Genomic DNA, 15,079 nt, shown 5'->3' on the forward strand with positions numbered 1-15,079 from the left:
GGGTGATCCATCCACTCGGGCACTTCATCAGTGGAGAGACTGTCACCCCACCCCGGCACGCATCTCGCTTCGCTCGATTGCGTGCCGACCCTCCCCCTTCAGGGGAGGGTCAGAGGAATGCGCGGCGAAGAGCTCCCTACACCACCTTGCTTGATCCCTGCGTGATCAGCCGCGCGGCGCGCTGGTCTCGCGCGTAGATCCAGAGCCAGCTCAAGGCGACGCTGAGGCGGTGGCGGAGGCCGATCAGGAAGTAGATGTGGGCGATGCCCCAGATCCACCACGCGATCGCGCCGCGCAGCTTGAAGCGGCCGAAATCGATGACGGCGAGCCGCTTGCCGATCTGGGCCAGGCTGCCGGCGTGCTTGTAGCGGAACGGGCCGGCCGCAGCGCCACGCAGGCGGGCCTTGATGGTCTCGGCGACGTGACGGCCCTGCTGCTTGGCCGCCGGCGCGATGCCCGGCACCGGCTTGCCGTCCCAGGCATTGATGCTGACGGTGTCGCCGATCGCAAAGATCTCGGAATGGCCGGGGATGGTGAGGTCGGCCTCGACCAGCACGCGTCCGGCGCGATCGGCGGGTGCACCCAGCCATTCGGCTGCCGGCGAGGCGCGCACGCCGGCGGCCCAGATCCTGGTCTTGGCTTCGAGCAGCTTGCCCCCGAACACCACGCCCTCGCGGTTGATCTCGGTGACGGCCTGTCCCAGCACGACCTCGACACCGATCTTCTCCAGCGACGCCTGCGCATAGGCCGAGAGGTCGTCGGCGAAGCCGGCGAGCACGCGCGGCCCCGCCTCGATCAGCACCACGCGCGCTTTGGTCGTGTCGATGTTGCGGAAATCGCCGGGCAGCGTGTGGCGCGCCATTTCGGCGATGGTGCCGGCGAGCTCGACGCCGGTCGGGCCGGCACCGACGATGACGAAGGTCAGCCGCGCCGCGCGCTTCGCCGGATCGGTCTCGCGCTCGGCGCGCTCGAACGCCACCAGGATGTGACGGCGCAAGGTGGTCGCATCCTCCAGTGTCTTCAGCCCGGGCGCCCATTGCTCCCACTCGTCGTGGCCGAAATAGGCGTGACGCGCGCCGGTCGCCAGCACCAGCGTGTCGTAGGGCACCTCGCTGCCGTCGTCGATCAGCACGCAACGTCGTGCCGCATCGACGCCGCTCACGGTCGCGAACAGCGTCGTCACCTCGGGCCGGTCGCGCATGAGATGGCGGATCGGCCAGGCGATCTCGCTGGTCGCCAGCGAGGCGGTCGCGACCTGATAGAGCAGCGGCTGAAACAGATGATGGTTGCGGCGGTCGATCAGCGTGATCTCGACCGGCGTGCCCGCGAGCCGGTAGGTCGCCTCCAGCCCGCCGAAGCCGGCGCCGACGATGACGACGCGATGGGGGTGTGCGGTCATGATACGCCCTCGAATCTCGCTGCTGCTTCTTCCTCATTTAAGTGCGGATCGGGTGTCGCGGTCCAATAGAGGCCATCAATCGCGGCATAGGCGGGGTGTATCGATCCGTCGCGATACAGCGCCAGAGCTCCGGACCGGCCCCTGAAGCCGGCCTCAGCCGAGTTAAGTAGAATTATATTTCTTGCTATCCGTAATCGGGGCGAAATATGGTGCAGGGGCAGGCGCTGAGCCATTGGCGGCTCGACAGATTTTGCGTTCAATAGAGACAGGCCCGGGGCGGCGATCACCCCGTTTCCGGGACCGATAATAAGGAGGGAGTGGTTATGAGGACGGCATTTTGGCTGGCGGGCGCAGCGGCGCTCGTGCTGGCAAATCAGGCATTCGCTGGAGACACCATCAAGATCGGCTTCGTCTCGACGTTCAGCGGCCCGACCGCCGTGATCGGCAACGACATGCGTAATTCCTTCGAGCTCGCGCTCGATCACCTCGGCCGCAAGATGGGCGGCAAGCCGGTGGAGGTGCTCTACGAGGACGACGGGCAGAAGCCCGACGTCGGCAAGCAGAAGACCGAGAAACTGGTGCAGTCGGACAAGGTCGACTTCATCGTCGGCTATATCTGGTCGAACGTGCTGCTCGCCTCGCTCAAGACCGCGGTCGATTCGAAGACCTTCCTGATCTCGGCCAATGCCGGACCGTCGCAGCTCGCGGGCGAGCTGTGCTCGCCTTACGTGTTTTCGACCTCCTGGCAGAACGACCAGACCCCGCAGGCGGTCGGCACCTACATGAACCAGAAGGGCGTCAAGTCGGTGTTCCTGATCGGCCCGAACTACGCCGCCGGCAAGGACATGCTGGCCGGCGTCAAGAGCACCTTCAAGGGCCAGGTCGTGGGTGAGGAATACACGGTGTGGCCGAGCCAGCTCGACTTCTCCGCCGAGCTCTCGAAGGCGCGCGCCTCCGGCGCCGAGTCGATCTTCGTGTTCTACCCAGGTGCCGCCGGCGTGCAGTTCCTCAATCAATATGCGCAGGCCGGACTGAAGGGTACGATGCCGCTCTACACCGCCTTCACCATCGACGAGCTGTCGCTGCCGCTCCAGAAAGAGAACGCGCTCGGGGTGCCCGGCGCGCAGCAATGGGTCAACGACCTCCCCAACGAGCAGAACAAGCGCTTCGTCGCCGACTATCGCAAGAAGTATCCCGGCCTGCGCCCGACCTTCTACGGTGCGCAGTCCTATGACGCCGCGAACCTGATCAACAGCGCCGTCGACGCCGTGAAAGGTGACACCTCGAAGAAGGACGAGATGAAGGCCGAGATGGAGAAGGCCAATTTCAAGTCGGTGCGCGGCGCGTTCAAGTTCGGCAACAATCACATCCCGATCCAGAACTTCTACCTGCAGGACGTGGTCAAGGATTCCGAAGGCCAGCTCGCGCTGAAGACGGTCGCGACCATCGTCGAGAACGACCAGGATCGCTTCCACGACAAGTGCAAGATGAAGTGAGGTGAGGCTAGCTCCGAGTGACGCTGCCCCTTCTCCCCTTGTGGGAGAAGGTGGCGCGAAGCGCCGGATGAGGGGTATGTCTCTGCAAAGTAATCTGCATCGAGTGAGCGGAGAAAACCCCTCACCCGTCTCGCCGCTAACGCGGCGAGCCACCCTCTCCCACAAGGGGAGAGGGAAAAAACCCTCATACCCGCGGCATGTTCGCAGTTTCGTAGGGTGGGCAAAGCGAAGCGTGCCCACCATTCTTATCAATCATTGAGAGGTGGTGGGCACGGCGCAAGCGCGCCTTTGCCCACCCTACGATTCCGGTCTCGTGGAGAGAAAGGCAGTCACGCCCGCGGCATGCTCATCGGCCGCACCTCGCGCGCCTGCGCTGCCAGCCTGATGGCGGCATTGGCCGCGCCAAAGCCCTGATAGCTCCGCCGCTCGACGATTTCGAAGAAGAAGCGTTCGTCGAAGATGTGGGTGTAGACCTGGAAGAACTCGCCGTCGCCCTCACGGTCGTAGAGGATGTGGTTGGCGCGCAGCTGCGCCATCAGCTCGGGCGCGAGGTCGTATTTGGCTTCGATGTCGTCGTAGTAATTGTCAGGAATATCGAGAAAATCCGCGCCGCGCTTGCGCATCTCCGCGACCGTCGTGAAGATGTCGCTGCAAGAGAACGCGACGTGCTGCACGCCTGAGCCGAAAAATTCCGAGATGAAGCGCGCCGGCAGCGTGCGGTTGGCGGAGGAGCCGTTGAGCACGAAGCGCAGGCTCTGGTCGGCGTTGACGATGGCCTGGCTCTGCACGAGGCCCCTGGGATCGGCGATCTCCATCTGCGGCAACCGCTTCAGGTCGAGGATGCCGGTATAGAACAATAGCCAGGACAGCATCTCGTCGTAGGGCATCGTCTGCGCGATGTGATCGACGGCGAGCAGCGCGTCCTGGTCTGCGTTGCCCGCGATCGCCTCGAAATCGGTGTCCCAGTTCTTGCCGGCTTGATCCAGGAAATAGAGCAGGCTGCCGCCGACGCCGTGGATCGCGGGAATCTCCAGCTCGCCCGGTCCGACCGGCTGGTAGAAGGTGCGCGCCTTCAGCATCTCGGCTCGCTGCATGGCGAGACCGGCATTGTCGACGTCGAGCGCGATGGCGCAGACGCCGGGGCCGTGGGTGACGTAATGGGAATGGGCAAAACCGTCGGTCTCGCTGTTGATGACGAGCTCGACCTTGCCCTGCGACCAGCGCTCCACCGCCTTGCTGCGATGCGCGCCGGTCTTGCGGAAGCCGAGCTGGGAAAACAGGCGGGCGAGATCGCCGGCCTTGGTCTCGTTGACGGCAAACTCGATGAAGCCGGTGCCGCGGCTCTTGGCCTTCGGCGCCAGCGGCTCGGCGGCGAATTTCGGCCAATCCGGCGCGAGCTGATCTTCCAGCAGGATCAGAGAGCGCAGGCCGTCGAGCGCGGTCTGCGCGGCCGAGCCGGCGCGGAACTGGTCGTTGAAGATCTCCAGCGACAGCGGCCCGGCATAGCCGGTCGCGGCGATCGCGGCCATGAATTCAACGACCGGCAGATCGCCCTGGCCGGGGAAGGAGCGGAAGTGCCGGCTCCACGACAGGATGTCGAGCTCGAGCTTGGGCGCGTCCGCGAGCTGCACCAGAAAAATCTTGTCGCCGGGAATCGAGGCCATCGCGCGGGTGGGAAATCCGGGCGCCAGCGCGTGAAAGCTGTCGAGGATGATGCCGATCGCGGCATGATCGGCGCGCCGCACGATCTCCCAGGCATCGCGATAGTCGCTGACATGGCGGCCCCAGGCCAGCGCCTCGTAGCCGACGCGCAAGGAGCGCTTGGCTGCACGCTCGCCCAGCTCGCGAAGGTCGTCCGCGGCGCGGTCGATGCCGCCGAGCGAGGCGGGCGAGACGTTGGAGCAGATCAGCAGGAGATCGGTGCCGAGTTCCTGCATCAGATCGAACTTTCGCTCCGCGCGTGCGAAGTTGCGCGAGCGCTGCGGCTCGGGCATGCCCTCGAAATCGCGGAACGGCTGGAACGCGCAGATCGTCAGGTTGAGATCGTGGCAGAGCCTTGCGATGTCGCGCGGGCTTGCGCCGAACGAGAGCAGATCGTTCTCGAAGATCTCGACTGCGTCGAAGCCGGCGGCTGCGATGGCGCGGAGCTTCTCGTCCAGGCTGCCCGAGAGCGAGACGGTGGCGATCGAGCGCTTGTTCATGCGGCCTGCTCCATGATCTGCCCCGGTGAGATCTTTTGTCCCGTGCGCGCCGCTTCGCTGACGGCCTCGACGACGGCGAGCGTGCCCATTGCATCCTCGACCGAAATCAGAGGCTGCTCGCGGCCGGCGATCACGGCCAGGAAATGCCGAAGCTGCTCGACGAGCGGATCGTAAGCCGAGAATGCGGCGGGCTCGCGGACCAGCGGCGCGTGCCAGCCGGGATTTTGTCGATACGACCATAGCTCCATGGTCGGCACCGAGAGGGAGCCGTTGGTTCCGGCGAAGACGTAACAGGGCTGATCCTGCTTGGGATAGACCGCGTTCTCGCCCGACGTGAGTTCCCAGCTCCATGGTGCCGGCGTCGCATCCGACACGGTCACCGTGCCGAGGGCGCCGTTGACGAAGCGCAGCAGGAGCGCCGCGGTGTCCTCGACGGCGAAGCCGCGCACCTTGTTCGAGGTCAGCGCCTGCACCTCGACGATCTCGCCGCAGATGAAGCGGAGATTGTCGATGTCATGAATCAGATTGATCAGCAGCGGACCGCCGCCCGCCTCGCGCCGCCAGGCGACTTCGAAATAATCGTCCGGCTTCTTCAGCAGCCACAGTCCGGCCACTGCGGTGAGCTGGCCGAGCTTGCCGCTTGCCACCGTCTCGCGGGCCGACTTGATGATCGGATTGTGCCGCCGGTGGTGACCGACCAGCATCGGCACGCCGGTGCGCCTCACCGCGGCGCACAGGCGCTGCGCGGTGGCAACCGTCTCGGTCACCGGCTTCTCGATCAGGGCCGGCACGCCCGCTGCGGCGCAATCAAGGGCCATCGGCAAATGCAGTGTGTTGGGCGAGGCGATGACGAGGCCGTCCGGCTTCTCCTGTGCCAGCAGCGCGCGATGATCGGAATAGCAAGGCACGTTGTGCGCCAGTGCATGATCCTTCGCGGCGGGCGAGGGATCGGCGATGCCGGCGAGCTCGCAGCCCTCGAATGCCGCGATCAGCTCGATATGGCGGCGGCCGATCAGGCCGGCGCCGGCCACGGCGATGCGTATAGCCGCGCTCATGCCGCACTCTCCTCCATCGCGCCGCCGAGGAAGAGCTGGCCGATCCGCGGATCGTTCAAAATGCGCTTGGCGTCATCGACCATGCGGGTCTGACCCAGCTCGAGCACGATGCCGATGTCGGAGATTTCCAGCGCCGACCGCGCGTTCTGCTCGATCATCAGGATGGTGACGCCGCGGCTGCGCAAGCTCTTGAGGATATCGAAGGTCTGCTGCACCATCAGCGGCGACAGGCCGATCGAGGGCTCGTCGACCAGCACCAGCTTGGGTTCGAGCAGCAGCGAGCGGGCGATCTCGAGCTGCTTCTGCTCGCCGCCGGACAATGTCGAGGCCTGCTGCGTCGACTTGCGCCGCAGCGCCGGAAACAGGTCGAGCGCCGCCTCGATCCGCTTCGGCAGGTCGAGGCCCTTCTCGACCGCGACGCCGCCGAGCTCGATATTGTGGCGCACCGACAGCTCGGGGAAGATGTTGCGGCCCTGCGGCACGTAGCAGATGCCGGCATTGAGCAGCGCGCGCTGGCTCAAATTGGTGACGTCGTGGCCGGCAAAGCTGATCTTGCCCTCGCGCAGCCTGAGCAGGCCGAAGATCGCCTTGAACACGGTGGATTTGCCGGCGCCATTGGGGCCGATGATGGTGGTGATGGTCGCCGGCGGCACCGAGAACGTCGTGCCGTTCAAGATCGTCATCTTGCCGTAGCCGCCGACGAGATTGTGAACCGAGAGGATCGGGTCGCTCATGGCTCGCTCTCCCTAATGTCCGAGATAGGCTTCGATCACGGCGGGGTTCTTGCGGACCTCGTCGGGGCGTCCCATCGCCAGCACTTTGCCTTCCGCCATCACCATGACGCGCGAGCACAGCGACATCACGAACTCCATGTTGTGCTCGATCACGACGAAGGTGGCGTTCTTCTCGCGGTTGATCGCCATCAGGCGCTCCTTGAGGTCCGCCAGCATCGACGGGTTGACGCCGCCGGCGGGCTCGTCGAGCAGCACGAGGCGCGGGCCGCCCATGAAGGCCATGGCGGCGTCGAGCAGCTTCTGCTGGCCATAGGACAGGCCGCCGGCCGGCTCGTCGGCGAGATGATCGAGCTTGAAGAAGCCGATCATCTGGTTGGCGGCCTCGGTCAGCCCGGCATCGGAGCGGCCGACCAGGCGCGAGGCCATGCTGCCCTGGTGCTCCTGGCCCGCCAGGATCAGGTTCTCGCGCACCGAGAGCTTCGGGAAGACCTGCAACAGCTGAAAGGTGCGGCTGACGCCGAGCTTGTTGAGCTCGGCGGGGCGCAGACCGGTGACGACCTTGCCGTCGAGCTTGACCTCGCCGCCTGATGGCGTGAGCTGGCCGAGGATGCAGTTGAACAGGGTCGACTTGCCGCAGCCGTTCGGGCCGATCAGGCCGAGGATCTCGCCCTCGCGCACGTCGAAGGAAACGCCGTCGACGGCGCTGATGCCGCCGAAATTCTTCTTGATCTCTGAGACTTCCAGTACCGCGCTCATTGCACCGTCTCCAGGCGCGACTTTGCGACGGCGCGCAGTGCGGACGCCGCCTTGGTGCGGCGTTCGGCGAGATAGCGATCGAGGATTCCCAGAATGCCGGTTGGCGACCAGATCAGCAGCAGCATCACCGCGACCGCGTACAGCATCAGATAATAGCCTTCGGTGAAGCGCAGCCATTCCGGCAGCAGCACCGCGATCATCGCGCCGAGGAAGGGGCCGAAATAGAAACCGGCGCCGCCGACGATCACCATCATCAGCAGGTCGAGCGAGAGCGACAGGTTGAAGGGAACAGGGTCGATATATTGCGTCAGCGGCGCATAGAGCGCGCCGGCGACGCCGCCGAGCGCCGAGCCGATCGCGAATGCCATCAGCGTGTAGCGCCGCGTGTCGATGCCGAGCGATTGCGCGCGCAAGGGATTTTCGCGTAGCGCCATGAAGGCGCGGCCCCAGGGCGAGCGGATCAGCCACCATACCGCCAGCGACACGATCGCGAGCGAGCCGAGGCAGACGTAGTAGAAGGGGAGGGGCTTGTTGGTCGCGATGCCGAAGATATGCGGCCGCGGGATGTTGGAGATGCCGTAGATGCCGCCGGTGAGCCAGCTTTCGTTGCGGAACACCAGGAAGGCGAGGGTGGAGAAGGCCAGCGTGACGAAGGCGAGGTAGTGGTGCTGCACGCGCAGCGCGGGATAGCCGAGCACCCAGCCGACCGCGAAGCTCAATGCGATCGCGACCAGGATCGCCGCCGGCAGCGGCCAGCCATGGGTGGTCATGATCGCCGCGGCATAGGCCCCGATGCCGACGAAGGCGCCCTGTGCCAGCGAGACCTGGCCGGCATAGCCGAGCGTGAGGTTGAGGCCCATGGCGGCGATGCTCATCACCGCCCATTGGCTGAGGATGAACAGGCCGTAGCGGTTGAAGTTCATGGGGATGACGATCAGGCCGGCGATGATTGCGAGGCCGAGCGCGATCTTCAGGGGTTTGCCGAAGCTGCTCATACCGTGCGCTCCTCGGCGCGGCCGAGCAATCCCTGCGGCCGGAACAGGATCACGGCGATCAGGAAGATCATCGGCACGGCGGCGCGATATTGGGTGGAGACATAGGCGGCCGCGAGATTGTCGAGCACGCCGATCAGGAGACCGCCGACGATGGCGCCGCGCACCTGGTTGAAGCCGCCGACGATCGCGGCGATGAAAGCGGCCTGGCCCAGCACCTCTCCGGAGGAAAATTTCGCCAGGTAGATCGGCGTGATCAGAAGCGAAGCCAGCGCGACCAGGAAGGCGTTGATCAGGAAGGTCAGCAGGATCATCCGCTCGACGGGCACGCCGATGATGCGCGCCACCGTCGGGTTCTGTGCCGCCGCCTGCATCTGATGCCCGAGCGAGGTGCGGTTGAGCAGCGTGGTCAGGCCGACCACGGCGAGGATGGCGACGGCGAGCACGCCGATGCTTTGCAGCGAGACCGCGTGTCCGAGGATGGAGACGTCGCCCGTCGGCACGATCGAGGGAAAGGGCTGGGCTTCGGCACTGAAGAACTGCTTGACGGATTCCTTGATGCCGATCGCGAGCGCCATGGTCGCGATCGCAAGCGGCAGCACGCCGTGACGCATCATCGGATCGACCAGCAGCAGCTTGAAGGCGAGCCCGAGCAGGATCATCGAGAGCAGGATACCCAGGATGATCGCGAGCCAGAACGGCGCGCCGGCATGCATCGCCGCCAGCATCAGGAACGCCGGCAGCATCACGAACTCGCCTTGCGCGAAATTGATGGTCTGCGAGGTCTGCCACAGCAGCGTGAAGCCGACGGCGACCAGCGCATAGATCGCGCCAGTGGCGAGCCCCGCGACCAGAAGATCGAATAGGTTGGACATTTTTCCCTCTCGCCGTTCTGTCTTCTCCCTCGCCCCGCTCTTTCGTCTCCCTCTCCCCGTGCTTACGGGGAGAGGGCGGGGTGAGGGGCTGTCTCCGCGAATTCGCTAACGGTTGGACTCGCGGAAGCAGCCCCTCACCCCGACCCTCTCCCCGCGAAGAGCGGGGAGAGGGAGAGGAGAGATATCCCCCCGCGTGCGGGGAGAGGCGAAGACGATCTCACTTCACCTTTGGCAGTACCTGCTTCACGACCTGCTTGCCTTCCACGACTTCGACCAGGAAGCTCTGGCGGTCGATGTCGCCGGTGTCGCTGAAGGTGACGTCCATCAGGATGCCCGGCTCGTCCGCAGCCTTGATGGTGAGGCCGTGCAGCGTGTCGGCGAACTTCTTCGGATCGACCTTGCCCATCTTTTCGGTGGTGGCCTTCACCATGTAGACGGCGAGATAGCCCTTCAGGCCGTTGTGATCAGGAACGTAATTGTACTTCTTGGAGAACTTCTCCCGGAACTGCTTGATCAAATCGACCGGCGCATCGGTGGTGAGGCCGACATGGCCGCGCGCGCCGTTGGCGGCGTCGCCGGCGAGCTCGATCACCTTCTGGCCGATCAGCGTGGTCTCGCCCATCAGCGGTGCGGCAACGCCCTGGCGCTTCAGCTCCTTGAGGATGCGCGCGCTTTCTTCCTCGTTGAGATAGACGAACACGGCGTCGGGATTGGCGGCCTTGATCTTGCCGACGTCGGCGGCAAAGTCGGCCTGGCCCGCTTCAGTGGAGAGATCGGCGACCACCTTGGAGCCGAGGCGATCCAGCTCCTTGATCACGACGTCGCGGCCGCCGCGGCCGAAATCGTTGTTGACCCAGACCACCGCGACAGTCTTCGCCTTCATTTCGTCATGGATGTATTTCGCGACCTTCGGCATCGAGGATTGCTGGCCGAACGAGGTGCGGAACAGGAATTTGTTGCCTCCTTGCGTCAGCTCGGCGGCCTCGCCGCCCATGATCTGCGCGATGCCGGCTTCGGCCGCGAGCGGGGCCGTGACCTTCACCGAGCCGGAATAGCCGGGCCCGAGCAGCACATAGGGCTCGGCATCGAGCGCCTTCTGGACCTGGGCGCGCGCCACGCCCGGGTTGGACTGCGAGTCGGCGTGGGTCACCTCCAGCTTGCGGCCGAGCACGCCGCCCTTGGCGTTGATCTCCTCGATCGCGAGGTCGATGCCGTTCTTCCAGTTGGTGCCGACGGTGGCGCCGCCGCCGGAGAGCTCGGCGACGTTGGCGAGCTTGATCGCCTGGGCGTGGACACTGGTTGCGGTCGCGAAGGCAAGCAGGGCGCCTGCCAGCAGGGTCGATTTCATGATGTCTCCTCCGGTTTTCCTCAGATAGGGTCCGCGGCCTTGTGTCCGGCCGCTTTGGTTACGCTGCGTGATAGGCTGAGCTTCGTGCCGCCATCACCTCGTCGAATGCCTGTCCCATGACCTCGGTCGATGGGGCAAGCCCCGTGAACAATTCGAAAGCGTCGGCCGCCTGATAGATCGCGAGCTCCCGCCCGGTCATGATCCGCGCGCCCTTGGCTTCGGCCGCCGCCAGCAGCGGCGTGATCAGCGGCGAGTAGACGGCATCCGCCACCCACAGCTTTTCGTGCAGCAGCGCGGCCGCAACCGGCATGGCCCGGTTCGGCAGCATGCCGACCGGGGTGCCGTTGACGAGACCGGTTGCGCCATGAAGCGCGTCCTCGACGCTTGCAGCGACCCTTGCAGCCCCCCTTGCGCCACCTTGCGGCGCCAGCAGGGAGACGAGCGTCGCGGCGCGCGCGGGCTCGCTGTCGAAGATGCGGATGTCGGAAACCTTCAGGTTCGCCAGCGCAAACGCGATCGCCTTGCCGACGCCGCCGGCGCCGATCACCGCGACGGCGTTCCCCGCGGGCGCCAGCAGCGGCGCCACCGCGCGCGCAAAGCCCGTGGTGTCGGTGTTGTGGCCGGTCAGGCGGCCGTTTCTGACGACCACCGTGTTGACCGCGCCCATCGCGGCCGCACCGGGCGCCAGCGCGTCGAGCAGCGGGACCACCGCTTCCTTGTAGGGATAGGTGACGTTGACGCCGGCAAAGCCGAGCCGCCGCACGCCTTCCAGCAACAGGCCAAGGCCGGCCGCATCGGCGCCGGCAATTTCGATGAGCTGATAGTGGCCGCGCAGGCCGAGCGCCTCGGCGGCACGTTCATGCATGGCAGGGGACGCGGAATGCGCGATCGGCGCGCCGATCAGGCCGGTGAGGAGCTTCTTGCTGGCGGCGTATCCGCGCGTGGACATGGTTCGCTATCGTCTCAAATGGAACGTTCGGTGCCGGTCATTAGCGGGGACACCCGCGCAATTCCAAGGGGCTTCCAGGTCTCCGACGATAGCCTTTCCTTAGGCTAACACAATTACCCTTTTAGCCGGCAAACCTAACATCATGTTATTTCTTCCGCCCGCGCACCGAAGCGGCCTTGCCGCGCGACGGCTCGACCGCGCGCATCTCGGCGCGCAGCGCCTCGATGAAAGCCTCGGCATGGAGCGACAGCGGCGCGCCGCGCTTGACCGCGATGTAGGTGTCGAACCGCGTCGGCTCGGCGATCTTCAAGAGCTCGATCCCTGGATAGCCGCCATGAGCCACAGTGAACTGGTCGATGATGGCGATACCGAGCCCCGCCTTCACCAGCGCGCAGACCGTGGTGCCGAAGCGCGCGCGGATGGTGATGTTGTAGTCGAGCCGGTTGCGCGCGAAGATCCCGGCCATGATCCGGCCGTAGGGATCGTTGGGATCGATGCCGATCAGCGGATAGCGGGTGATCTCGGCGGCCGAGACCTGCTTGCGGCCGGCGAGCTCGTGGCCGGGCGGCACGATGCAATACAGCTCGCCCGAGGCGAGCGGCATGAAGTCGAGCGCGGAATGCTCCAGTCGGTAGCTCATCGCGACGCACTCGCCGCGGCCGAGCATGAGATAGTCGATGGCCTCCTCGAGCTTGAGGATGTTGATGTCGATGCCGAGATCGGGATAACGGCGCCGGACGCGCTCGATCGCGCGGGGCACCATCACCTGCGAGATGCTCGGCACCGAGCCGATCCGCAGCTCGGACAACCCGCCACGGCCGATCTTGGAGATGATCTCGGAGAGATCGTCGACCTTCTTGTAGACGCCGTTGATCTGCTCGAAGATGTTCTCGGCTTCCGGCGTCGGGAAGTAGCGCCCGTTCTGGCGCTGGAAGAAGCGGATGCCGAGCGAGCGCTCGGTGTATTTGACGAGGCGGCTGATCCCCGGCGCCGAGACGTTGAGCAGCTTCGCCGCGCCGCCGATGGTGCCCGTCACCATCACGGCACGGATCACTTCGACCTGGCGCAGCGTCATCATGCTCTTGGCATCCGAACGAGGATCGGGGCGGCGATCTTCTCACGAGAGCCGCGCCGTCATCCAGCGGTAAGTGTCTGAGGATGTGGACGGAGGCTGCAAATCGCTCTGGTGTCCCGGACGCGCTGCAGCGTGCAACGCTGCTGCGCAGAGCCGGGACCCCTGTCACAGCGGCTGTTCTTGGTGATATGGGCCCCGGCTCTGAGCGCACCGTCAAAGAGACGCTGCGCTGCGTCCGGGGCACGAGAGCGTGGTCGGGAAGAAGGGGGACGGCAATTGTCAGAATGTTTCGATTAAAATGAGTTCGTTCGAATGGAAGGGCATCGTCGCGCGATCCGCAGCATCGGCGGCGCCTGCTGCAATTGCGCTTTAGCTCGCCGGGCCCTCGGGCGAGATGCTGTCGACCGGCTCCGCACGCTCGCTCTCCAGCACTTCGCGCGCGAACTCGATGATCTTCTGCTTGTTTGCCGTTTCGCGGACGGCGAAAAACACGCGATTCAATTCCAGGCCGAGCACGCTGTTGAGGGCGATGTCCTCGTCTTCCATCGTGGTTTTCCCGCTTCGGACACGTTCAGGTGTATAGTGCCGTCAACTCTGCCACAAGTAGTTTAAATCTTCAGGCCGGATGAGGACCGGGAAACTACGGTCGCTGCGAAATTGAGGCGGCCCGCGAATACGTGCTATAGGCGAGGGCGAAGGTCAGGAAACGCACCGATGTCCGCCGCTGATGGCGTTGATTATGGCCGCGAGGCGCTCGACTTCATCGAAGGGCTCGGAACCTGTACCAAGGTTCCGGACGCCATGGACGCGCTTGCAGCCGCGTTCGGTCGGTATGGCTTCGAACATATCATCGTGGCGGGCCTGCCCAATCCCGAGCAGCGCTTTTCCCAGATGGTGCTCGCCAAGAAATGGCCGGCGGAGTGGTTCAGCCTCTATACCGAAAAGAGCTACGACCGCGTCGATCCCGTGATCCGCAAATGCCGGCAGACGGTGAACCCGTTCGAGTGGTCCGAAGCGCCGTACGACCCGGAGCTGGAGCCGGGCGCGGTCGAGGTGATGCGGCGCGCTGCCGATTTCCGCATGTCGCGCGGCTTCGTCGTGCCGATCCACGGCTTGACCGGCTACGAGGCCGGCGTCTCGCTCGCCGGCGTCCACCTCGATCTCAATGCGCGCAGCAAGCCGGCGCTGCACCTGATCGGGATGTACGGCTTCGATCACATCCGCCGCCTGCTCGATCCGACGCCGCATCCGTCGACGCGGCTGACGCCGCGCGAGCGCGAGGTGCTCGCCTGGGCTTCGCAAGGCAAGTCCGCCTGGGAGATCGGCGAGATCCTGCACATCACGCAGCGCACCGCGGAAGAGCATCTTGCAACTGCCGCGCGCAAGCTCGGTGCCGTCAACCGGACGCATGCGGTCGCGATCGCGATCCGCCACAGAATCATCAATCTCTGAAACGTTCGCCTACTGGGAAATTTCCCAATAGTCGGCTCGGCCGTTTTCGCTGAGGCTTCCCCGCATTGCGAGCCAAGGGGGAGTTCATGATTCATGTGATTTCTGCCGTCAATCGGCACCTTTACGAAGACGTTCTCGAACAGCATTTCCGGATCCGCCACGAGATATTTGTCGAGGAGCGGAAATGGGAGGCGCTACGCAAGCCTGACGGGCGGGAGATCGATACCTACGACAATGACGACGCGGTCTACCTGCTGGCACTGGAAAACCGCCGGGTGCTCGGCGGCTCCCGGCTGTATCCGACCACCAGGCCGACGATGATGAGCGAGGTGTTCCCGCATCTCGCGTCGGTACGCGGTTGTCCGTCGGACCCGTTGGTCTGGGAATGGTCGCGCTTCTTCGTCTCGCGCGAGCGCCGCGACGGCGCATTCAATCTGCAATTGATGGCGGCGGCGCAGGAGTTCTGTCTCGAGCAGGGCATCGAGCGGCTTTGTCTCGTCATGGAAACCTGGTGGCTGCCGCGGTTCCACGACATCGGCTTCGTCGTCACGCCGCTGGGATTGCCGGCCCTGTTGGAAAATTCCTGGATCATGGCGGCAACGATCGAGGTCCGCCAGGAATCGCTCGATGTCGTGCATGACCGTATCGGGATGACGAGCGTGGTCCAGCAGGACGGTCCGCGGATCGACTGTATCGCCCGTGCCAACTTCTGCGGCCTTGCTGCCGCGCAGCGAAAGAGCGCCTGAG

At 65.0% G+C, this 15,079-nt stretch carries 14 protein-coding genes; 3 read left to right on the plus strand and 11 right to left on the minus strand.

All coding sequences use genetic code 11. The annotated features are described in order from the left end of the window. Window positions 1–136: 136 nt before the first annotated feature. Entirely contained in the window at window positions 137–1,399 is a 1,263-nt protein-coding gene (locus AC066S_RS14415) for an NAD(P)/FAD-dependent oxidoreductase (RefSeq protein ID WP_478269999.1), read from the minus strand. A gap of 323 nt (window positions 1,400–1,722) precedes the next feature. On the opposite strand from AC066S_RS14415, the gene AC066S_RS14420 reads away from it, so the two are divergent. Then, window positions 1,723–2,895 carry an ABC transporter substrate-binding protein gene (locus tag AC066S_RS14420; protein ID WP_126257217.1) on the plus strand — a complete coding sequence of 391 codons (1,173 nt, stop codon included), beginning with the start codon at window positions 1,723–1,725 and terminating at the stop codon, window positions 2,893–2,895. A 329-nt stretch (window positions 2,896–3,224) separates the two neighbouring features. Here AC066S_RS14420 and AC066S_RS14425 read toward each other — a convergent pair whose 3' ends face one another. From AC066S_RS14425 to AC066S_RS14470, 10 genes are all read right to left on the minus strand, one after another. Next, a complete protein-coding gene (locus tag AC066S_RS14425; protein ID WP_478270000.1) occupies window positions 3,225–5,096 on the minus strand; it encodes a bifunctional sugar phosphate isomerase/epimerase/4-hydroxyphenylpyruvate dioxygenase family protein in 1,872 nt (623 codons plus the stop codon). Then, on the minus strand, window positions 5,093–6,151 hold the full coding sequence (locus AC066S_RS14430) for a Gfo/Idh/MocA family protein (RefSeq protein ID WP_478270001.1): 1,059 nt from the start codon (window positions 6,149–6,151) through the stop codon (window positions 5,093–5,095). Before AC066S_RS14430 ends, AC066S_RS14425 begins: the two co-directional genes overlap by 4 nt. After that, entirely contained in the window at window positions 6,148–6,885 is a 738-nt protein-coding gene (locus AC066S_RS14435; protein ID WP_478270002.1) for an ABC transporter ATP-binding protein, read from the minus strand. Before AC066S_RS14435 ends, AC066S_RS14430 begins: the two co-directional genes overlap by 4 nt. Window positions 6,886–6,897: 12 nt before the next feature. Beyond that, a complete protein-coding gene (locus AC066S_RS14440) occupies window positions 6,898–7,641 on the minus strand; it encodes an ABC transporter ATP-binding protein (RefSeq protein ID WP_478270003.1) in 744 nt (247 codons plus the stop codon). Then, window positions 7,638–8,636, minus strand: coding sequence for a branched-chain amino acid ABC transporter permease (locus AC066S_RS14445; protein WP_126257222.1), 999 nt, complete (start codon window positions 8,634–8,636; stop codon window positions 7,638–7,640). Before AC066S_RS14445 ends, AC066S_RS14440 begins: the two co-directional genes overlap by 4 nt. Further along, complete coding sequence (locus AC066S_RS14450; RefSeq protein ID WP_126257223.1) at window positions 8,633–9,508, minus strand: branched-chain amino acid ABC transporter permease; 876 nt, start codon at window positions 9,506–9,508, stop codon at window positions 8,633–8,635. The genes AC066S_RS14445 and AC066S_RS14450 overlap by 4 nt, the downstream gene beginning before the upstream one ends. 217 nt (window positions 9,509–9,725) lie before the next feature. Next, window positions 9,726–10,856 carry an ABC transporter substrate-binding protein gene (locus AC066S_RS14455; protein ID WP_478270004.1) on the minus strand — a complete coding sequence of 377 codons (1,131 nt, stop codon included), beginning with the start codon at window positions 10,854–10,856 and terminating at the stop codon, window positions 9,726–9,728. 58 nt (window positions 10,857–10,914) lie between these two features. Then, window positions 10,915–11,805, minus strand: a complete 891-nt coding sequence (locus AC066S_RS14460; protein ID WP_126257225.1) for a shikimate dehydrogenase — start codon at window positions 11,803–11,805, stop codon at window positions 10,915–10,917. A gap of 145 nt (window positions 11,806–11,950) precedes the next feature. After that, window positions 11,951–12,883 (minus strand): LysR family transcriptional regulator, encoded by a 933-nt coding sequence (locus AC066S_RS14465; RefSeq protein WP_126257226.1) that lies wholly within the window; start codon window positions 12,881–12,883, stop codon window positions 11,951–11,953. Between the two features lie 366 nt (window positions 12,884–13,249). After that, a complete protein-coding gene (locus AC066S_RS14470) occupies window positions 13,250–13,426 on the minus strand; it encodes a hypothetical protein (protein ID WP_135168969.1) in 177 nt (58 codons plus the stop codon). A gap of 168 nt (window positions 13,427–13,594) precedes the next feature. Here AC066S_RS14470 and AC066S_RS14475 point away from each other — a divergent pair, with 168 nt between their 5' ends. Both AC066S_RS14475 and AC066S_RS14480 read left to right on the plus strand, forming a co-directional pair. Further along, on the plus strand, window positions 13,595–14,332 hold the full coding sequence (locus AC066S_RS14475) for a helix-turn-helix transcriptional regulator (RefSeq protein ID WP_478270005.1): 738 nt from the start codon (window positions 13,595–13,597) through the stop codon (window positions 14,330–14,332). A gap of 86 nt (window positions 14,333–14,418) precedes the next feature. Then, on the plus strand, window positions 14,419–15,078 hold the full coding sequence (locus AC066S_RS14480) for an acyl-homoserine-lactone synthase (RefSeq protein WP_478270006.1): 660 nt from the start codon (window positions 14,419–14,421) through the stop codon (window positions 15,076–15,078). Window position 15,079: the final 1 nt, after the last annotated feature.

It is taken from the genome of Bradyrhizobium sp. CFUWI (assembly GCF_056429085.1).